The organism is Pseudomonas sp. 2hn, from assembly GCF_019646095.1.
In the GTDB taxonomy this organism is placed as follows: domain Bacteria; phylum Pseudomonadota; class Gammaproteobacteria; order Pseudomonadales; family Pseudomonadaceae; genus Aquipseudomonas; species Aquipseudomonas peradeniyensis.
Window position 1 is genome coordinate 3,273,793 of the sequence record NZ_CP081016.1, and the last position, 19,275, is coordinate 3,293,067.

Sequence of the window (19,275 nt, forward strand, 5' to 3'; positions counted from 1 at the left end):
GTAACGGACAACCCGATGGACAAGTACGCCCCCCGCCAGTGGCTCCCCCACGAGAAGCCCAGCCTGCCCGGCTCTCCCTCGACGCCGTTGCATGCCCCGGCCAAGCGCCTGGCCTACGGCCTGGTTGGCCTGCTGGTGGCCATTACCGGTGGCCTGGGCAACGCCCTGGTGGTTGCCAACCTGCCGTTCCTGCAGGGCGCGCTGGGTGCCACCAGCGCCGAAATGGCCTGGCTGCCGGCAGCCTTCGTGATGACCAACGTGTCGATGAACCTGCTGCTGGTGAAGTTCCGCCAGGAATTCGGGCTGCGCGCCTTCACCGAGGTGTTCCTGGTGCTCTATGCCCTGGTCACCCTCGCCCACCTGTTCGTCAACGACCTCAACTCGGCCATCGCCGTGCGCGCCGCCCATGGCATGGTCGGCGCCGCGCTGAGTTCGCTGGGCCTGTACTACATGATCCAGGCCTTCCCCGCGCAGTGGCGGCTCAAGGCCATGGTCCTGGGCCTTGGCGCCTCGCAGCTGGCGGTGCCGCTGGCCCGGGTGTTCTCCGAGGACCTGCTGCAGATTGCCGAATGGCGCGGGCTGTACCTGTTCGAGCTGGGCCTGGCCCTGGCCGCGCTGGGCTGTGTGTTGCTGCTCAAGCTGCCTCCGGGCGATCGCTTCAAGACCTTCGAGCCCCTGGATTTCCTTACTTTCAGCCTGATGGCCAGCGGCACCGCCCTGCTCTGCGCGGCGCTGTCGCTGGGGCGCATCGACTGGTGGCTGGATGCGCCGTGGATCGGCGTCGCCCTGGCCGCCTCCATCGCCCTGATCCTCTCGGGCCTGGCCATCGAGCACAACCGCAGCAACCCGCTGCTGATGACCCGCTGGCTGGGCAGCGGCGCGATCATCCGCCTGGCCCTGTGCGTGATCCTGATCCGCATGGTGATCTCCGAGCAGTCCACCGGCGCCGTGGGTTTTCTCCAGGCGCTGAACATGGGTAACGAGCAGATGCGCGCGCTGTACGCGGTGATGCTGCTGGGCGCGGTCACGGGGCTGACCACCAGCGCCCTGACCATCAACCCCCAGCACCTGGTGCTGCCGCTGTTCATCTCCCTGGCCGCCATGGCCACCGGCGCCTTCATGGACAGCACCTCGAGCAACCTGACCCGGCCGGCGCAGATGTACCTCAGCCAGTTCCTGCTGGCCTTCGGCAGCACCTTCTTCGTCGGCCCGTCGATGGCGCTGGGCATCAGCCATGTGCGCGCCAACCCGCGCAACCTGGTGAGCTTTTCAGTGCTGTTCGGTATCTGCAATAACCTCGGCGGGCTGATCGGCTCGGCGTTGCTGGGCACCTTCCAGACCGTGCGCGAAAAATTCCATTCCAGCCAGCTGATGGACCGCCTGAGCGCCCTGGAACCCTTGGTCAGCGCCCGCGTGCAGGGCGGTGGCGCCGGTTACGCCGGGGTGTTCGCCGACCCGGCGCTGCGCAACGAGGCCGGCATGCGCCTGCTGGCCAACGCCGCGACCCGCGAGGCCAACGTGCTGGCCTACAACGATGTGTTCATGCTGATCGGCGCCATCGCTATCCTGACCATGATCTGGATCTTCATCCGCAGCCTGTACCTGCGATACAACCACTCCACCAGCGGTGCTTCGAGCCGATGACCCAAGAGACGCCAACGACCACCACCACCGCCATCGCCGAAACCCCGGAAGGCGCGCAACCACCCAGCGAACCGACCAGCCCGGCGCGCAGCCGGCGGGTGCGCCTGCTCTCGTCGCTGAGCTTCGCCGCCGTGGCCCTGGCCGGCATCCTGCTGGTGCTGTACGCCTGGCGCCTGCCGCCGTTCAGCAGCGCCATCGAGAGCACCGAGAACGCCCTGGTGCGCGGCCAGGTGACGATCATCGGGCCACAGCTGGGCGGCTACATCGTCGAGGTGCCGGTGCACGATTTCCAGTTCGTCAAACAGGGCGACCTGCTGGTGCGCCTGGACGATCGCATCTACACCCAGCGCCTGGCCCAGTCCATCGCCCAGCTCAAACAGCAGGAGGCGGCGCTGGCCAACAACCTGCAGCAGCGCAACAGCGCCGAGGCCGGCATCGCCCAGCGCCAGGCCGCGATCAGCGACGCCGCCGCCCAGGCCGACAAGGCCAAGGCCGACCTGCAACGCAACCAGGCGCTGGTCAGCGACGGCTCGGTGTCACGCCGCGAACTGGACCTGAGCCGCGCCAGCCATGCCGCCGCCGTCGCCAGCCTGGCCCAGGCCCGCGCCGCGCTGGAAATCGCCCGCCAGGACCGCGAGACGGTGATCGTCAATCGCGCCGCGCTGCAAGCCTCGGTGGAGAATGCCAGGGCCGCCGTGGAGCTGGCCCGCATCGACCTGGACAACACCCGGGTCAAGGCGCCGCGCGACGGCCAGCTGGGGCAGATCGGCACCCGCCTGGGTGCCTACGTCAACCCCGGCGCGCAGTTGATGGCGCTGGTGCCGGACACCCTGTGGGTGATCGCCAACCTGAAGGAAACGCAGATGGCCAACGTGCGCATCGGCCAACCCGCCACCTTCACCGTCGATGCGCTCAACCACCTGAAGCTGCGCGGCCATGTGCAGCAGATCTCACCGGCCACCGGTTCCGAATTCGCCCTGTTGCAGGCCGACAACGCCACCGGCAACTTCGTCAAGATCGCCCAGCGCATCCCGGTGCGGATCACCGTCGATGGCGACCAACCCGAGGCCAGGCAACTGCGGCCGGGGATGTCGGTGGTGGTGAGCATCGATACCCGCGAGACGCAGTGACTGGCGGCATCAGAACCGCTCCGCCACCATCTTGAACGGATACGGCTGCGCCTTGTACTTGCCGATCTTGCCGCGCTTGGGCAGCTCCACCTTGTGCGCCTTGCCGAGGTCCTTGTACGGGATCTGCTGCAACAGGTGGCTGATGATGTTCAGCCGCGCCTTGCGCTTGTCCTCCGAGCGCGCCATGTACCACGGTGCCCAGGAAGAGTCGGAGGCGGCGAACATGTCATCGCGGGCGCGGGTGTAGTCGTCCCAGCGGGTGTAGGACTTGACGTCCATCGGCGACAGCTTCCACAGCTTGCGCCCGTCGCTGATGCGGTCCTGCAGGCGGCGGGTCTGCTCCTCGGCACTGACTTCGAGCCAGTACTTGATGAGGATGATCCCCGACTCGACCATCATCCGCTCGAACATCGGCACCACAGTGAGGAACTTGTGGGCCTGCTCGTCGCTGCAAAAGCCCATCACCCGCTCCACCCCTGCGCGGTTGTACCAACTGCGGTCGAAGATCACCACCTCGCCCGCCGCCGGCAGGTGGATCAGGTAACGCTGGGCGTACATCTGGGTCTTTTCGCGCTCGGTGGGCGCCGGCAACGCCACCACGCGAAACACCCGCGGGCTCACGCGCTCGGTGATGGCCTTGATGGTGCCGCCCTTGCCGGCGCCATCGCGCCCCTCGAAGACGATGCACACCTTCAGGCCCTGCTCCACCACCCACTGCTGCAGCTTGACCAGCTCGACGTGCAGCCGCCGCAGTTCCGTCTCATAGGTCTTGCGCCCGAGTTTCTCCGTGGCGTCTCCCTTGCGTTTCTTGCCCTCGCCCTTGGCCATCGGTGGCTCCTCTGTGTTCGTTGCAGGTCTGTCCGTTGCCGGCTGCCCGACGGCGCCGGGGCGGCCCTGAGGAGTATGGATGAGCACCGGCGTTTTGCCGGGCGTGGCGCCGCGCGGGCTTTGCCAAGCAGTGCACAACCTCGGGGATATGTCGTCTTGCCACGATTGCGGGGGCTCTGGCCCGCGGGTTCTAATCCCGCACCAGCCGGCCCGGCCGGCGCGCAACCCTGCAATTGGCAACTCAAGGAAGCCTTACGATGGACAGGAAGATCATACCGCTGGCCCTGCTGGCGACCCTGGTCGGCTGCTCGGACGGCCAACAGCCCCGCGAAGCCGACCTGCGCCAGGCCGCCCAGGCCTATCTCGACACCCAGTTCCCGCACTGTTTCGTGATCAGCGCTTTTCCCACCCGCACCCGGGACTTCGATGTGGAGGGCACCAACAAGGCCTTGCACGCCCTGGCTCGGGTCGGCGTGGTCAGCGAGCGGGAAGTCGCCCGCACCGAAGTGCCGGAGCGCCTCTGGCAGCCGGCGCGCACCGATATCTACTACGCCTACGACCTCACCGACGAAGGCCGGCGTTACTACAAGGCCGACGCCCGGCCCAAGGCGAACGGCGCGAGTACCGGCGGGCTGTGCTTCGGCAAGGCCCGGGTCACCGCCATCAAGGGGTTCAGCGCGCCTGTCGAGCACAATGGGCGGCGGCAGTCCGAGGTGACCTACAGCTATCAGGTCACCGAGCTGCCGGGGTGGGCCGGCGATGCGGCGGTCCAGGCAGATATCGCCGGGCTTGGGCAGGTGGCGGCCAGCTCGGCCAAACCGCTGGAGGAAACCCGGTCCATGGTGCTCACGGCTCAGGGCTGGGTGCACGAGCAGCTGCTGGCCAACTGAACGGGGTGTGTTAATCCTGGAAAAATCCGTGGCCTCCATTCTTGCCTCGATCCGGCTGCCAGGCGGTCGGCTTTCAGGTCAATTGATGGAGGTTTCCCCGGTGAAGAAATCCTTAGCGTCTGTGCTTGCACTTTTAGTAATGATCTCGGCGGGTTCGGCTTTTGCGGAAGGTGGTGCTGATCGTCTCAAGGAGCGTAGTGATCAGTGGGCGCTGCAGCGGCAGCAGGCTGAGCAGGTTGCCAAGGGGGGCGTGCCTTTGTCAGGTCAGTCGCGGGTTGGGCAGCAGGGGATTGGGAGTGACGATAAGCCTTCCAGTTGATTTGGTTCGGGTTCGGGTTCGGGTTCGGGTTCGGGTTCGGGTTCGGGTTCGGGTTCGGGGATGATTGTTTTGGTTTTTTTATGCGCATTCATTGGCGATGGTGACGCATAGTCACCTTTTCGCCTTCAAACGTGAACTGACCCCCGAAAGTTGGACGCCTGACTCCAACCGGAGGGTGTTCCATGACGAAATACAATCTAGCGCTCAAGCAAGCACTCATCGAAGAGTGCCTTTCTGCACGGAGTGTTCATGAGGTAGCACTGAAGCATAGCCTGAGTCCATCGTTGCTACGCCGTTGGATAAAGGGCTATGAGCAACACGGCGCAGCAGGTCTGACTACCAAGTACAGCCACTACGACGCCCAGTTCAAGTTGAAGGTTTTGCAGTGCATCGAGCAAGGCGGACTGTCAGCCCAGCAAGCCTGCATACAGTTTGATATCCGAGGTCCGAGTAGCATCAGGCAGTGGAAAAGGCTGTACGATGAAGGCGGAGTAGAAGCACTTCACCCGCATCGTGCCCGAGAATCCCGAATGCCCCGCAAAGCATCAAAACAACCCAGCATAAGCCCGGCTACCCCTGCAGATACCGAGCTGACACCTGAGCAGATGCTCGAAGAGCTGGAGTATCTGCGTGCGGAGAATGCCTATCTAAAAAAGCTCGATGCCTTGATCCAAGCGGACCCCAGCACTGCGCAATCAAGAAAGCGCAGACCGTCCAAGGATTGAGGCATGAGCATCGGCTAGCTCTGCTTTTACGCGCGGCAGGGCTGGCACGCAGCACCTTCTATTACCAAAGCAAAGCGTTGGTGACCGACAAGCATGCGGTTCTCAAAGAGCGCATCAATAGCCTCTATCACAAGCACAAGGGGCGGTACGGCTATCGCCGCATCACCGCAGTGCTTGAGCGGCACGGCGAAGTGATCAATCACAAGAAGGTGCAGCGGTTGATGCAGTTGATGAATCTGAAATCCCTGGTAAAAGTGAAGAAATATCGCTCCTACCGAGGTTCCGAAGGGCTTGTTGCATCTGATCTGCTCAAGCGTGAATTCAAGGCGGAAGCCCCTAATCAGAAATGGGTGACCGATGTGACTGAGTTTAAGGTGAAAGGGCAGAAGCTGTATCTTTCACCTGTGATGGACCTGTACAACGGCGAAATTCTTGCCTATCAGATCAATCCGCGCCCTGAGTTCAAGATGGTATCGACGATGTTGGAGCAAGCTTTCGAGCGGCTGAACCCAGATGACAAACCGATATTGCACTCCGATCAAGGTTGGCAATACCGACAGCCTGCTTATCGACATATGCTGGGCGGAAAGGAAATCCAGCAGAGCATGTCGCGTAAGGGCAACTGCCTAGACAATGCCGCGATGGAAAGCTTTTTCGGTACACTCAAGAGCGAGTTTTTCTATCTGGAATCGTTTGACAGTGTTGAGCAACTGGCATCAGGGCTAGAGGACTACATCGCCTACTACAATCAAGAACGTATAACTCTAAGACTGAATGGCTTGAGCCCGGTACAATTTCGGACTCAAGCGCTGAACCCATAGCGTACCCCGTCCAACTTTCGGGGGTCAGTTCAAACGGCGACCTACTTTTGCTCTTCTTGGGCAAAAGTAGGCAAAAACCGCTGGCTCCATTCATACGGCCCCTGCGCTTCGCTCCGGGGTTCCCTCGCTCCGTTCGGCCTCCTGAAGTCGCAATTGGTGTTGCCTGGACTACCGCGCGTTTAGAAGCAAGAGCAAGGGCAAGAAATGCGAAGTTAGTTGTTTGACCATTAGTTATGTATTGACTGTTCCGGACCTTTCGCGGGACAAGCCCGCCCCTACAGAGATCTATATAACGACGACTATTGCGTGGGAGCGGGCTTGCCCCGCGATACGATCGAGAGATCAATTAAGTTCCAACTAGCGACAGCTGCGCCAGTCCAGGCGCCGCCCGTAACTTCGCGACTTCAGGAGGTCGGAGTGAGGGAACCCGGAGCGTAGGGCCGGATGAATGGAGCGCAACGGCTTTGGTTACTTTGGCCGCGGACGGCGAGTTAAGACCAAAGTAACCCACCGTAAGGGCCGAAAGGTGAATAAGCGTCGACATCGCAAATGAATGCGCCTACAACTTACTAAACCACCCAACAACAACAACAACAACAACAACAACAACAACAACAACAACAACAACCCTCAGATCACAAACCCCCAACGCCCCGCCAAGAACAGATAATCAACCCAAAACACCTGGTGCACAAAAACAATCCCCCAGAACACCACCTGGTAGGCAACCTTGCGCGTCTTGTGCCGAAACACCTGCTGCGCCAGCAACGCCCCCGGCCATCCCCCCAGCAGCTCGCTGGCATGCAGCACCTTCTCCGGCGTGCGCCAAGCCTGGCTCCGCGCCTGCTGCTTGTCCTGCCAGTACAACATCAGGCTGACCAGGCTCACTAGCGGATACATCGCCAGCGGCAGCCAGGTCCCATCACCCAGCCCCATTCTCAGGCCACCCACCACGGGCAACAGGCAAAGCAACACCAGTACCAGCCATTTCAGGCGTGCATGGCGCACGCCCTCTTCGCCCCGAGACGCATGCCGCATACGGGCCATGTCAACCGTGCGCCGTCGACCAGTCGACCCAACCGAACTCCCAGGTCGCCAGGATCAGCAGGCCAAAGGCAATCCGGTACCAGGCAAACACCGCATAGCTGTGATTGGCAATGAACTTGAGCAACCCACGCACGGCGATCATCGCGAAGATGAACGACACCACGAAACCGAGGGCGAACACCGGCAGGTCGCCCGGCTGGAACAGCTCACGGTACTTGTACCCCGAATACACCGCCGCACCGACCATGGTCGGCATGGCCAGGAAGAACGAGAACTCGGTGGCCGCCTTGCGCGACAGGCCGAACAGCAGGCCGCCAATAATGGTCGAACCCGATCGCGAAGTCCCCGGAATCATCGCCAGGCACTGGACGAAACCGATCTTCAGCGCATGGCTCCAGCGCATGTCATCGACATGATCGACTTCCACCCGATGCTGGCGACGCTCGGCCCACAGCATGATCACCCCGCCCACCACCAGTGCGGCGGCCACGGTAATGGGGTTGAACAGATACTCGTGGATCAGGTCGGCGAACAGCACGCCCAGGATCACCGCCGGGAAGAAGGCGATCAGCAGGTTGGCGGTAAAGCGTCGCGCCGGTACCTGCGTGGGCAGGCCCAGCACGACGTCGAAGATCTTGCGTCGAAACTCCCACACCACCGCCAGTATTGCGCCCAGCTGGATGATGATGTTGAACGCCATGGCGCGTTCGCCGCCGAAGTTGATCAGGTCGGCGACGATGATCTGGTGCCCGGTGCTCGAAATGGGCAGGAACTCCGTCAGCCCCTCGACCACGCCCAAGATGATTGCCTGCAAGGCACTCCAAAAATCCATCTTTCCCCCAAGTGCGACGCTGCGCGTGGCAGGCCGCTTGTTTTGATTGACTCAATGATGCCGCACGCGGCGCGTGCTTTTTACAGCGACAGTGGCCCCCAAGGCCAGCTGAAAAGCCCAGCAGCCTAAAGGTTTCATCTGGCGCGGCCGAAATCCTAGCAGAGCCTGTGTTTCAAGGCTTGCGTTACCTGCTACACAGGATGTCAAGAAAGACTCATTAGCCGTTGGTCGAGTGGGGACCGGCGGCAAAGCATGCTTGGATGCCCTGGATAAAAAGAACAAAGACTGGAGTAACGCATCATGAAGACCCTGAGGTCGATGTCGATCAGCCGCCGCCTGTGGCTGATCCTGCTGGTCGCCGTGGCCATGCTGCTGGTGCTGGGCCTGCTGATGCTGCGCCAGCTCCACGGCGACCTGTACCAGGCCAAGGCCGAAAAGACCCGCCACGTGGTGCAGACCGCCGCCGGCATCCTGACGTATTACCAGGGCCTGGAGGCCGCCGGCACGCTCACCCGCGAGGCCGCGCAACAGCAAGCCCTGCAAGTGGTGCGCGGGCTGCGCTACGACCAGAACGACTATTTCTGGATCAATGACCTGCAACCAAAGATGGTCATGCACCCGGCCAACCCCAAGCTCGATGGCCAGGACCTCTCGGCCATCCGCGACCCGGATGGCTTTGCCGTGTTCAACGAGATGGTCGCCCTGGCCCGCAGCCAGGGCGCGGGGCCGGTCGACTATCGCTGGCCCAAGCCCGGCGCCAGCGAACCGGTGGAGAAAACCTCCTACATCCAGCTGTTCAAACCCTGGGGCTGGATCATCGGCTCGGGCGTTTACGTCGACGACGTGCAGGCCGAGTTCGCCCGCCAACTGCGCGACGCCTCGCTGGTCGGCCTGGGCATTGCCATGCTGATGGCCCTGCTGGTGATGCTGATCGCCCGCAGCATCGCCCGCCCGCTGCAAGAGGCGGTACAAGCCATGGGCACCATCGCCAGTGGCGAAAGCGACCTGACCCGGCGCCTGGATACCCATGGCCGCGATGAAATCACCCTTCTGGGCGAATACTTCAACCGTTTCAACGGCAAGCTGCAGGGCGTGGTCGGCCAGTTGCAGGGCGCTGCCCATCACCTGGCCGAGTCGGCCGGCCATGTCGGCGACAACGCGGGTGCAGCCCAGGCCCGCAGTACCCAGCAATCGCTGCAGATGGACCAGGTGGCCACCGCGATCAACGAGGTTTCCTACGCCGTGCACGATGTGGCCAAGCACGCCGAGCAGGCCTCCAGCGAGATGCGCAACGCTCAGACCCAGGTCGGCCATGGCCAGCAGGCGATCCACGGCAGCCTGCAGCAGATCGACCGGCTCTCGGCGACCATCGAGCAGGCGGTGCAGGTGATCCGTGAGCTGGCCAGCCACAGCACCAAGATCGGCGGTGTGCTCGAGGTGATCCGCTCGATCGCCGAGCAGACCAACCTGCTCGCCCTCAACGCCGCCATCGAGGCCGCCCGCGCCGGCGAGCAGGGCCGTGGTTTCGCCGTGGTCGCCGATGAAGTGCGCCTGCTGGCCCAGCGCACCGCCCAGTCGACCGCCGAGATCCAGACCATGATCGAACACCTGCAGGGCCAGTCCGAGGCCGCGGTACGGGCCATCGACACCAGCAGCGAAGCCTCGCGCCAGACCGTCGAGCAGGCCCGCGAGGCCGGTAGCAGCCTGGATGCCATCAGCCAGGCACTGGGCAACCTGGGCGCGCTCAACGCCTCGATCGCCAGTGCCACCCTGCAGCAGTCCCATGTGGTCGAGGAGATCAACCGCAACGTCACCGAAACCGCCGACCTGTCGCAACAGACCGCCGAGGCCGCGCGTCAGTCCAGCGACGCCGGGGCGGCCCTGGCGCGGCTGAGCGAGGAGCTGGAGCAACTGCTGCGCCAGTTCAGGGTCTAGCGCCGGAAAGCTGCGGGCCGATCCGATTCCGCCCGCAGCTTGAAGCGTGCCGCTCGAAGCGGTTAGCATCCCGCCCTTTCCCCGCCCAAGGATCGCCGATGTCCGGCCTCGAACTCTTCGCCGCCGCGCTCGGCGTCATCGCCGTCTGGCTCACCGTCAAGCAGAACCCCTGGTGCTGGCCGATCGGCCTGGTGATGGTGGTGCTGTACAGCTGGATCTTCTACGAGGTGAAGCTGTACTCGGACATGCTCCTGCAACTGGTCTACGCGGTGCTGCAACTGTACGGCTGGTGGCAGTGGACCCGACCTGACCGTACCGAGGACGCCCGCCAGGTCACCCGCCTGGCCCCTGCGCCGATGCTCAAGGGCCTGGTGGCCGGCCTGCTGGCCAGCTTGTTGCTGGGCGCGGGCATGGCGCACTGGACCGACGCCGCCCAGCCCTGGCTGGATGCCGCCCTCACCGGCTTCAGCCTGGTGGCGCAGCTGTGGATGGCACAGAAGCGCCTGCAGTGCTGGGCGTTGTGGGTAGTGGTGGACGTGATCTTCGTCGGCCTGTTCCTGTACAAGGGCCTGTACCTCACCGCCGCGCTCTACGCCCTGTTCACCCTGATCGCCGTGCGCGGCTGGCTGGAGTGGCGCCGCGATCCGGCGCTGGCGGCGGCATGAAGGTCCTGGTGCTGTGCGGCCCGGAGTCCAGCGGCAAGAGCTGGCTGAGCGGCGAGATCCAGGCGCATTTCGGCGGCGTGCTGGTCGGTGAATATGTCCGCCACTTCATGGAATGCGAACAGCGCGATACCTGCTACGCCGACATTCCCACCATCGCCCGTGGCCAACTGGACTGGGAAGATCATGGCCGAACGCAGGCGCCGGAGCTGCTGATCCTCGATACTCACCTGCTCAGCAACATCCTCTGGAGCCGCGCACTGTTCAACGACTGCCCTGCCTGGATCGAAGAAGCGCTGAAGGCGCGCCATTACGACCTGCACCTGCTGCTGCGTCCCGAGGGCGTCGAATGGGTCGGTGACGGACAACGCTGCCAGCCCCGGCTGGAGGAACGCCAGGCGTTCTTCGACGACAGCCTGGCCTGGTTGCAGCGTCATCGACAGAATCTGCAGATCATCGACGGTGACTGGCCACAACGCAGCGCCAAGGTACTGAAGGCGGTGCAACGCTTGCTTGACGGAAAAGCCCCGATTTTCCCCACTGAATGTTAAATCACTGATACACACCGACTGGCCATAGCCCCCGGATTTGCGCGTAATCCCGCAGTTTCGGGGGCAATGTCACAGCGGTGATACACCTGCGCCGACCTCCCCTCGAAGCCCGGTATTGCAGGGTTTGACCCTCAACTCACCGGGGGCCTGTCTCAGCACTGATACAACAATTCTCTGACGCAACAGTGCTTCCCACCCAAGATCCTGATTCTCAAGCAATAACAAAAACCGGCACAGCTTCTGCTCTCCTTCTGGCAACGCGGCCCCAGGCCCAGACGCCGAAGAAGGAATTGCCATCGTGGGGAAACCAGAAAAAGGCAAGATCTGTCACCTCCTGCTGCTTGGTTGCGCTTTGGGATCCAGCTTCAGCCTGCCCGCCCAGGCAGACAACGGCATCGTCGTGATCACCCGCGAAGTGCAGACCCGCAGCGCTATACGCGCTCCGGTAATGCCCGACCCCAACCCGGTCACCGTCAACACCAATCCCTCCGCGCACATCCTCAAGCAGACCAGCGAGCTGAGCGATGGCGACTTCGCCGGCATCACCAGCGGCGCCGGGATCAACTCGCTGATCACCCAGCAGACCAACACCATCGGCGCCAACATCGGCAACCAGACCCAGTTGCCCAACATCGCCGGCGGACGTGGTTCGGGCTCGGGCGGCAACGGCATCGCCAACATGGTCAACTCCAACGTCCAGCAAGGCCTGGGCGCGTTGAAAGTGCTCGGCGGAGGCCAATGACATGAGGCATTCGCTGCTGATCCTGGCCACGCTGTGCAGTGCTTCGGCCTTCGCCCAACCCCCCGTGATCAACAACGCCACCATCGACAGCTCCGGCGCGCAATACCAAGGCAACCTTGGCGTCAACCAGGCGGCCGGCGACCAACAGCAACAGGTCAACGCCCGGGCCATCGCCATCGGCCGCGACGCCAACGCCAGCACGCAGATCCGCCAGCGCCTGCGCACCCAGGTCGATCCTTCGATGGACGCGCAGTCCAGCATCCAGGGCACGGCCTTCAGTCACGGCAACGGCATCCTCGGTGTCAACCAGAGTGCCGGCGCCAGCAACCAGCAAGCCAACGCACTGCGCATCAGCGTCAGTGCCCAACCGCAAAGCATCGACGACAGCGTCCTTCTGCAACAGAACGTGGCGCTGGTCAACAGCTCGGATCCAACTGCCCAGACACCCGGCCACCGCCAGGTCAGCACCAGCGACCAGGCATTCACCGGTAGCCGTGGCGTGGTGCAGTTGAATCAGAGTGCCGGGGTGGGAAACCGAACGGCCAACACCCTGAGCATCCGGGTCGCAGATTGACCCAATCAGGTAACAACAACACTTAACCTAAAATAAAGTACGGAGAACCACCATGAAACCCTCGATGGCACTCAAGCCTCTGGTTTTCGCAATTGCTGCGATCATGGCTGTGGCTGTACAAGCTGGGCAGAATGATCCGCGTGGCCATGGACACAACAATGGCCACGGCCACAACAACGGTCATCACACCCCTCCTCCTACCAAGATCCCGGTGTATGCAACCGCCAATGCCTGGGACAAGCAAAGCAGCACCAATAACCGCATCCGCAACGAAGGCACCGTCAACGAAGCCGAGATGAGCAGCTCGGCCTCCGGCACCAGCGGCAACGTCGGTGTCAACGTGGCAGCCGGCGCCGGCAACCAGCAGGACAACGCCGCCGCCATCGCCAATGCCGGCGCCGACTCGAGCCTGGACAACACCTTCGTGTTCGGCTCGGCATCGGCCACCGCCGACGTGCGCCAGTACAGCAACAACAACAAGGTCACCAACTACGGCACCACCAACTCCGGCATCATGAGCGGCTCGGGCAACAACGGCAGCGGCAACATGGGCATCAACATTGCCGGTGGCGACCTGAACCAACAGAAAAACACCATGGCCATTGCCAACTCCAATGCGCCGCTGGGTAACGCCACGGCCACCGCCTCCGCCGACCAGAATGGTCCTGGCCTGGTGGTGAACAACAACGGTGACCGCGAGTACCGCGTCGACACCATCACCCTGACCACCAGCACCAGCGGCAGCGCCTCGTACAACAGGGACTCCAGCTACAGCAAGGACCGCAGCTCCTCGTCGAGCTGGGAAGCAGCCGGCGCCAAGAGCTGGAACGCCAGTGGCTCGAAGAGCTCCGACGCCAGCGGTTCGCGTAGCCACGAGTCGGCCTCCTCGGCAAGTGGTTCTCTGACCGCCTCGCTGGATGCCGCCGCAAACGGCAGCGTGACCCACTCCACCGACTACGGCCGCCACGAGCGCAGCCGCACCGACTCGTTCGATGCGTCGCTGACCGCCTCGCTCGACGCCTCGTATGACAAATCGCGCGAGAAGTCTTCCAGCTCCTCGTTCGAGAAGTCCTACGACTCTTCGTTCGAGAAAGCCTACGACTCTTCGTATGAAAAATCGGGCAGCAAAGCCTCCGAGTCCTCGAAGTCCGGTTCGAGCAGCTTCGAGGAATCCAGCTCGTTCGACCTGAGCAACACCGTGTCGTTCCAGGTGCTGACTCCTACCGGCTGGGCTAACGCTGTGACCAACACCGCCACCCTGAGTGGCTCGGTGAATGGCGGCAGCGGCAACCTCGGTGTCAACGTGGCAGCCGGTGTGGGCAACCAACAGAGCAACTCGCTGGCCATCTCCAACACCTCGTTCTGACAGCTGTGACCTTGAGGCCCCCTTCGGGGGGCCTTTTCCTCAACAGGATCGGGGGGCAGGACCATGCGTATGATCGCCTTGGCGTTTTTGCTGTGCATGGCCAGTTACAGCGAAGCGGCGCAGATGCCGCTTTCGGTTTTGCCGGGGGGCGCGGTGATCTACAAGCCCATCCAGAGCATCCGCGAACGCAAGTTCGCCGACCTGGTGCAACAGAAGACCGATTTCAGTTGCGGCGCCGCGGCGCTGGCAACCATCCTGCGCCAGGCCTACTGGCTGGACGTGGACGAACACACGATCATCGAGGGCATGCTGGCCCACGCCGACCAGGAACTGGTCAAGGTCCAGGGTTTCTCGATGCTCGACATGAAACGCTACGTGGAAAGCCTCGGCATGCGTGCCCGCGGCTACCGGGTCGCCGCTGACACCTTGACCAGCGTGCGCATCCCCGTGGTGGTGCTGATGGACATCCGTGGCTACAAGCACTTCGTGGTCCTGCAACGGGTCGACAAGGGCTGGGTCTACATCGGTGACCCGGTACTCGGCCACAAACGCTACAAGGTCGAAGACTTCCTCAAGGGCTGGAACGGCATCATCTTCGCCGTGATCGGCCAGGGCTACGACAAGACCAATGCCTTGCTCGACCCGCCCCTGCCGTTGAGCGCAAAAGATCGCATCAATAACTTCACTCCGGTCAAGGATGCCGAACTGATGGACTTCGGCTTCATCCGCAGCGACTTCTTCTAACGATAATCGAGCGCGACGCGTCGGGAGCATCCCATGAAGACTCCAGCCTGGCTCACCCTGATCTGCCTGGCCACCGCCCTGCCCATCCAGGCAGAGACGTTCAAACCCATTGAACTGAAGGATCAGGAGTTGGCCAATCTGCGCGGACGCTATGTACTGCCGGGGCGCATCATCAGCTTCGGCGTGGTCATGAGCAGCACCTGGCAGAACGCCAATGGCGATGTCATCGGCGCCAAGACCTCGATGCAGGTGCAGCAGTCGACCATCAAGCCACAGTTCTATGTGTCCATGATCGACGAGAAAGGCAGCGGTTCGTCCAGCGCCAGGGGCACCGGCAGCGTCACCGGTGGCGGCGGCCTGGACACCACCGTCGGCGTCACCCAGGTGGTGCGCGCGGCCGGTGACAACAACCTGGCCAACAACAACGTCGACATCAACGTCACCAAGGCCAACCAGGCCCCTGAGGCGCCGCAGCAAGGCCAGGTGCTGGCTGCGGGCTCGACATTGGTCGGCAGCAACGCCGCAGGGTCCCTGAGCGTCTCCGCGAGCGGTACCGGCGTGCAAATGAACGTCGTGGCGAGCAACAACCAGGGCAGTACCCTGCAGCAGATCGCCCAGGGCGGGCTGATGCAGAACGCCACCCTGCTCGGCAGCGGCAACCAGGTAAGCAACCTGACCTCGCTCAACGTCGTGCTGCGCGACAACGTACCCGCCGCCGCGCTGAACGGCAATCTTGACCAGCTCAAAGGTCTTCGCGCCCTCGGATACTGATCTACGCTCAGTCTCATCGTATGTAGTCAGAAGGGACGGCTAACCCATGCAACGATCGTTGACGTTCAGAGCTGTAGTCTGCTTGAGTACATTGGCCCCTGCGACAATGCTGTATGCGGCTCCGGACCCTCAGGTCGAGGCACTGAAGCAGGAATTGCGCGAACTGAAACAACGCTACGAAGCCCAGCAGAATGCCCTGATGGTGCTTGAGCAGCGCGTGCGCCAGGTCGAGGAAACCCCGGCAGCCCCACCGCCCAAGCGCCTGACCAAGTCCCCCTCGACACCGGCCAAAGGCGCGCAGACCGTGGCATCCGGCGCCCCGGGCAGCACTGGCAGCTCCTACGGCCAGTCGCTCAAGGACGATTCGGAGCCCGCGCAAAGCGTTTCCAACCTGTATGACGAGGCCAGCGGCTTCTTCGGCGGCGGCAAGTTCAGCGTCGAGACCGGCATCACCTACACGCACTACGATACCCGCGCCCTGACCCTCAACGGCTTCCTCGCCCTCGACTCGATCTTCCTCGGCAACATCAACCTCGACCGGATCAAGGCGGACAACTGGACCCTGGACCTGACCGCCCGCTACAACATGGATCAACGCTGGCAGTTCGATATAAACGTACCCATCGTTTATCGCGAATCGACCTATTCCTCCGGTGGCGCCGGTGGTGCCGGACCGGTCACCTCCGATGCGTCGGTCACCCGCGATCCGACCATCGGCGACGTCAACGTCGGCGTGGCCTACAAGTTTCTCGACGAATCGGAGAACTGGCCCGACGCGGTGCTCACCCTGCGGGTCAAGGCGCCTACCGGCAAGGACCCCTATGGCATCAAGCTGGTCGAGGACCCGACCAACAACAACCTGTCGGTGCCCGAGAGCCTGCCGACCGGCAACGGTGTCTGGGCGATCACGCCGGGCATCTCGCTGGTCAAGACCTTCGACCCCGCCGTGCTGTTCGCCAGCCTGTCCTACACCTACAACATGCAGGATTCGTTCAGCGACATCAGCCCCCAGGTCAACAGCAAGGTCAAGGGTGATGTGAAACTGGGCGACTCCTGGCAGATCGGCGGCGGTATCGCCTTTGCCCTCAACGAACGCATGAGCATGTCGTTCTCGGTCACCGACCAGTTCGCCAGCAAGAGCAAGATCAAGCCGGACGGCGGCGACTGGCAGTCGATCACCAACAGCGACTACAACGCCGCCAACTTCAACATCGGCCTGACCTTCGCCGCCACCGACAACCTGACCATCGTCCCCAACCTGTCCATCGGCCTTACCGAGGACTCGCCGGACTTCTCGTTCAGCCTGAAATTCCCGTACTACTTCTGACCCTCCAGCCGGGCCCGATCCAGGGCCCGGGATTTGGTTACCGGTTTTGTAGCGACCGACTTTCCTGGCATCGGCCTGCTATCATCGCGCACAGTTTTGTGACGATTTAATGGCAATAAGGAAAGTTTCGTGAACAACCTGCTCGGTCACCCTCGCGCCCGCCTTGCCACGCTGGCAATCCTGGTGCTGGTGATTCCGCTGACCGCGCGCGCCCTGCTGGGCTGGTCCAACCCCTTCGGCTACCTATCGGACCTCGCCATCGGCAGCCTGCTGTTGCTGCTCGCCCATCGTCGCTCCTGGTGGCTGGCCTTGCCGCTGCTGTTGGCCTGGGGTGGCCTGTGGGTGGCATCCGCCGAGCTGGTCAGTGCCGTCGGCCGATTGCCCACGGTCGACGACCTGGCCTATCTGGTCGACCCGCAGTTCATGGAGAACTCCACCGCCGGCGCCCTCGCCCATGCCTGGCTGCCCGCCCTGCTGGTCGCAGGCCTTGGCATATGGCTGACGAGCGTATGGCGGTCGCCTGCCGGCGCACCCTTGCCACGGCGTCTCTGGGCCGTGCCCGTGGCGCTGTTCGGCCTGCACTGGGGCGGCCAGCAACTGGCGCCCTCGGACGCCGACCAGTGGCGACAGTACGGCCTCACCCACCAGGCGCTGTCGGCAGCAGTGGGCAAGTTACAGCATCAGGCCCTGCGTGGCATGGGCCATGTGCCGGCGGTCACGGCGCTGTCCAGCGCCGGCCTGACCCAATCCGACCTCAATGGCGCCAAGCTGCTCGACGCCCCAGGCAAAGCGCGCAACCTGCTGATCATCACCGTCGAGGGCATCCCCGGTGCCTACCTGCGCCCCAACCGCGAAGCACTGGGCAGCCGCTTCGAGCAGGACCTGATGCCGCGGCTCAGCCAGTGGGCCGAGCGCGGCATGAACACCCCTGACTATGTGTTGCACACCCACCAGACCATTCGCGGTCTCTACGCGATGCTCTGCGGCGACTACGACAAGCTGGCCAACGGCACGCCCAAGGGCGTCGAGCTGCTGACCCAGCAGCAACGCAACCAGGCGTGCCTGCCGGCCCAGTTGCGCGAAGCCGGTTTCGCCACCCATTACCTGCAAGGCGCCGGGCTGCGCTTCATGGCCAAGGACCGGATCATGCCGCACATCGGCTTCGACGCGGTGCACGGCCTGGAGTGGTTCGCCAACGACAACTACCTGGAATTCCCCTGGGGCAAGGATGACCGCGCTTTCTTCGAAGGTGCGCTCGACTACGTCGGCGAGCTGCGCAAGCGCCCCCAGCCGTGGATGCTCACCCTGCTCACGGTCGGCACCCACCAGCCCTATTCGGCGCCCGACGCCTATCTGCAACGCTTCGACACGCCCAAGCAGGCCGCGGTTGCCTACCTTGATGATGCCCTGGGCGGCTTCCTCGACAACCTCGAGAAACAGGGCGTGCTGGAGGACACCCTGGTGATCGTCACTTCGGACGAATCCCATGGCATCGACGGCGTGCGCCTGGCCTCGGCCTGGGGCTTCAACCTCACACTGGCGCCGGAGCAGGCCCATCTGCCCAGGCTCAAGCAGGGCACCTACGGCCACATCGACCTGAGCACCTCCCTGCTCGACTACTTCGCCCTGCCGATCCCGGCGGCCCTGGGCGGACGCTCGCTGTACCGCGATTACGACAGCGGCCGTGAGATGATCTCCTACACCAATGGCATGCTGCGCTACCACGACGGGCAAGGCACCTTCAGCGAGTGCGACTTCCAGCAACGCTGCCGACGCTATGCCAGCAGTGGGTTCATTGCCGAGCAGGCCAAATTCCTCGGTCGTGGCGACGACAGCCTCGGTCCGCAGCTCAATCTGCTGGCCGCCAGCCTCGACCAGTCGCTGCTGCAGACCCCGCTCAACCTGCGCTACCAGTTCGGTGGCCCCTCACCCATCGCCCTGGCGGAACGCATCAAGGATGACTGGGCGGACAACCTGATCGGCGCGCAGTACCTGGAAATGCCCGAAGGGTCGCGCACCCGTGTGCGTCTGAAGGTGCGGGCGCTGGATCCCCGGCATGCGGCGTACATCCGCCTCAAGGCCAAGGAGCTGGAGCAGGACGTACAGCTCGGGTTGCCCGAAGAGATGCGGGTGACGGCCGACGAGCCGTTGGAAATGGAGTTCGACTTCGACAACCCCACCGTGCGCAAGGCATTTTCCTTCCATCTGCTGGGGTATGGCGGCGGCGAGGTGGAAGTGAGCGATTTCAGCGTGATTACCGCGCTGCCGGATGAGCCGGAGACGGTGGAGGAACTGGCGGATGGGCATCTTGCGCAGTCGAGTTGAAGTTTGGTTGTAACGGTCATCCCTTCAAGAGTTTTGCATTTG

General features: G+C 63.2%; 17 protein-coding genes and 2 pseudogenes. 16 read left to right on the forward strand and 3 right to left on the reverse strand.

The window, feature by feature from the left end:
- The first annotated feature begins 15 nt into the window (after nt 1-15).
- Together K2O50_RS14760 and K2O50_RS14765 are read left to right on the forward strand one after the other, a co-directional pair.
- On the forward strand, nt 16-1,644 hold the full coding sequence (locus tag K2O50_RS14760; protein ID WP_050706230.1) for an MFS transporter: 1,629 nt from the start codon (nt 16-18) through the stop codon (nt 1,642-1,644).
- Nucleotides 1,641-2,774: an HlyD family secretion protein gene (locus tag K2O50_RS14765; RefSeq protein ID WP_050706231.1), complete on the forward strand. Its 1,134-nt coding sequence runs from the start codon at nt 1,641-1,643 to the stop codon at nt 2,772-2,774. Before K2O50_RS14760 ends, K2O50_RS14765 begins: the two co-directional genes overlap by 4 nt.
- 9 nt (nt 2,775-2,783) lie before the next feature.
- On the opposite strand, the gene ppk2 is transcribed toward K2O50_RS14765, so the two are convergent.
- A complete protein-coding gene (ppk2, locus tag K2O50_RS14770) occupies nt 2,784-3,602 on the reverse strand; it encodes a polyphosphate kinase 2 (RefSeq protein WP_050706232.1) in 819 nt (272 codons plus the stop codon).
- Nucleotides 3,603-3,859: 257 nt separating this feature from the next.
- Between ppk2 and K2O50_RS14775 the strand changes: the two genes are divergently transcribed.
- The 3 genes from K2O50_RS14775 to K2O50_RS14785 all read left to right on the forward strand — a co-directional run bounded on the left by K2O50_RS14775 (nt 3,860) and on the right by K2O50_RS14785 (nt 6,357).
- Nucleotides 3,860-4,492: a hypothetical protein gene (locus tag K2O50_RS14775; RefSeq protein WP_050706233.1), complete on the forward strand. Its 633-nt coding sequence runs from the start codon at nt 3,860-3,862 to the stop codon at nt 4,490-4,492.
- A gap of 28 nt (nt 4,493-4,520) precedes the next feature.
- The gene (locus K2O50_RS14780; RefSeq protein WP_220689817.1) at nt 4,521-4,811 is read left to right on the forward strand and encodes a hypothetical protein; all 291 of its coding nucleotides are present in this window, start codon (nt 4,521-4,523) and stop codon (nt 4,809-4,811) included.
- 182 nt (nt 4,812-4,993) lie between these two features.
- Nucleotides 4,994-6,357, forward strand: a protein-coding gene (locus tag K2O50_RS14785; protein WP_409077773.1) for an IS3 family transposase whose coding sequence is annotated in 2 segments (ribosomal slippage) — nt 4,994-5,479 and nt 5,482-6,357 — 1,362 coding nt in all. Because the reading frame shifts where the segments join, the coding sequence is not laid out codon by codon here.
- Between the two features lie 630 nt (nt 6,358-6,987).
- On the opposite strand, the gene K2O50_RS14790 is transcribed toward K2O50_RS14785, so the two are convergent.
- The gene (locus K2O50_RS14790; protein ID WP_050705503.1) at nt 6,988-7,395 is read right to left on the reverse strand and encodes a DUF1294 domain-containing protein; all 408 of its coding nucleotides are present in this window, start codon (nt 7,393-7,395) and stop codon (nt 6,988-6,990) included.
- A gap of 10 nt (nt 7,396-7,405) precedes the next feature.
- Nucleotides 7,406-8,236 carry an undecaprenyl-diphosphate phosphatase gene (locus K2O50_RS14795; protein ID WP_050705499.1) on the reverse strand — a complete coding sequence of 277 codons (831 nt, stop codon included), beginning with the start codon at nt 8,234-8,236 and terminating at the stop codon, nt 7,406-7,408.
- Nucleotides 8,237-8,626: 390 nt separating this feature from the next.
- Between K2O50_RS14795 and K2O50_RS26915 the strand changes: the two are divergent.
- From K2O50_RS26915 to K2O50_RS14845, 11 genes and pseudogenes are all read left to right on the forward strand, one after another.
- A pseudogene (locus K2O50_RS26915) lies at nt 8,627-9,250 on the forward strand (cache domain-containing protein); the annotation flags it as partial.
- Between the two features lie 405 nt (nt 9,251-9,655).
- Nucleotides 9,656-10,171: pseudogene (locus tag K2O50_RS26920) on the forward strand (methyl-accepting chemotaxis protein); the annotation flags it as partial.
- A 98-nt stretch (nt 10,172-10,269) separates the two neighbouring features.
- Nucleotides 10,270-10,836, forward strand: a complete 567-nt coding sequence (pnuC, locus tag K2O50_RS14805) for a nicotinamide riboside transporter PnuC (protein WP_050705497.1) — start codon at nt 10,270-10,272, stop codon at nt 10,834-10,836.
- A complete protein-coding gene (locus K2O50_RS14810) occupies nt 10,833-11,384 on the forward strand; it encodes an AAA family ATPase (RefSeq protein WP_050705496.1) in 552 nt (183 codons plus the stop codon). Before pnuC ends, K2O50_RS14810 begins: the two co-directional genes overlap by 4 nt.
- Nucleotides 11,385-11,682: 298 nt before the next feature.
- Nucleotides 11,683-12,126: a hypothetical protein gene (locus tag K2O50_RS14815; RefSeq protein ID WP_050705495.1), complete on the forward strand. Its 444-nt coding sequence runs from the start codon at nt 11,683-11,685 to the stop codon at nt 12,124-12,126.
- A 1-nt stretch (nt 12,127) separates the two neighbouring features.
- The gene (locus K2O50_RS14820) at nt 12,128-12,700 is read left to right on the forward strand and encodes a hypothetical protein (protein ID WP_050705494.1); all 573 of its coding nucleotides are present in this window, start codon (nt 12,128-12,130) and stop codon (nt 12,698-12,700) included.
- A gap of 52 nt (nt 12,701-12,752) precedes the next feature.
- Nucleotides 12,753-14,066, forward strand: a complete 1,314-nt coding sequence (locus K2O50_RS14825; RefSeq protein ID WP_050705493.1) for a hypothetical protein — start codon at nt 12,753-12,755, stop codon at nt 14,064-14,066.
- Nucleotides 14,067-14,129: 63 nt separating this feature from the next.
- Nucleotides 14,130-14,810, forward strand: coding sequence for a C39 family peptidase (locus tag K2O50_RS14830; protein WP_050705492.1), 681 nt, complete (start codon nt 14,130-14,132; stop codon nt 14,808-14,810).
- Nucleotides 14,811-14,843: 33 nt separating this feature from the next.
- Entirely contained in the window at nt 14,844-15,581 is a 738-nt protein-coding gene (locus K2O50_RS14835; RefSeq protein ID WP_050705491.1) for a hypothetical protein, read from the forward strand.
- Between the two features lie 46 nt (nt 15,582-15,627).
- Nucleotides 15,628-16,908: a hypothetical protein gene (locus K2O50_RS14840; protein WP_050705490.1), complete on the forward strand. Its 1,281-nt coding sequence runs from the start codon at nt 15,628-15,630 to the stop codon at nt 16,906-16,908.
- Nucleotides 16,909-17,037: 129 nt separating this feature from the next.
- Nucleotides 17,038-19,233, forward strand: coding sequence for an LTA synthase family protein (locus K2O50_RS14845; protein ID WP_050705489.1), 2,196 nt, complete (start codon nt 17,038-17,040; stop codon nt 19,231-19,233).
- Nucleotides 19,234-19,275: the final 42 nt, after the last annotated feature.

Coding starts and splice junctions, on each gene's coding strand:
- K2O50_RS14840 (WP_050705490.1), top strand. CDS start 15,628: ATGCAACGATCGTTGACGTTCAGAGCTGTAGTCTGCTTGAGTACATTG.
- ppk2 (WP_050706232.1), bottom strand. CDS start 3,602: ATGGCCAAGGGCGAGGGCAAGAAACGCAAGGGAGACGCCACGGAGAAA.
- K2O50_RS14765 (WP_050706231.1), top strand. CDS start 1,641: ATGACCCAAGAGACGCCAACGACCACCACCACCGCCATCGCCGAAACC.
- K2O50_RS14825 (WP_050705493.1), top strand. CDS start 12,753: ATGAAACCCTCGATGGCACTCAAGCCTCTGGTTTTCGCAATTGCTGCG.
- K2O50_RS14830 (WP_050705492.1), top strand. CDS start 14,130: ATGCGTATGATCGCCTTGGCGTTTTTGCTGTGCATGGCCAGTTACAGC.
- K2O50_RS14795 (WP_050705499.1), bottom strand. CDS start 8,236: ATGGATTTTTGGAGTGCCTTGCAGGCAATCATCTTGGGCGTGGTCGAG.
- K2O50_RS14760 (WP_050706230.1), top strand. CDS start 16: ATGGACAAGTACGCCCCCCGCCAGTGGCTCCCCCACGAGAAGCCCAGC.
- K2O50_RS14835 (WP_050705491.1), top strand. CDS start 14,844: ATGAAGACTCCAGCCTGGCTCACCCTGATCTGCCTGGCCACCGCCCTG.
- K2O50_RS14810 (WP_050705496.1), top strand. CDS start 10,833: ATGAAGGTCCTGGTGCTGTGCGGCCCGGAGTCCAGCGGCAAGAGCTGG.
- K2O50_RS14820 (WP_050705494.1), top strand. CDS start 12,128: ATGAGGCATTCGCTGCTGATCCTGGCCACGCTGTGCAGTGCTTCGGCC.
- K2O50_RS14790 (WP_050705503.1), bottom strand. CDS start 7,395: ATGCGGCATGCGTCTCGGGGCGAAGAGGGCGTGCGCCATGCACGCCTG.
- K2O50_RS14775 (WP_050706233.1), top strand. CDS start 3,860: ATGGACAGGAAGATCATACCGCTGGCCCTGCTGGCGACCCTGGTCGGC.
- pnuC (WP_050705497.1), top strand. CDS start 10,270: ATGTCCGGCCTCGAACTCTTCGCCGCCGCGCTCGGCGTCATCGCCGTC.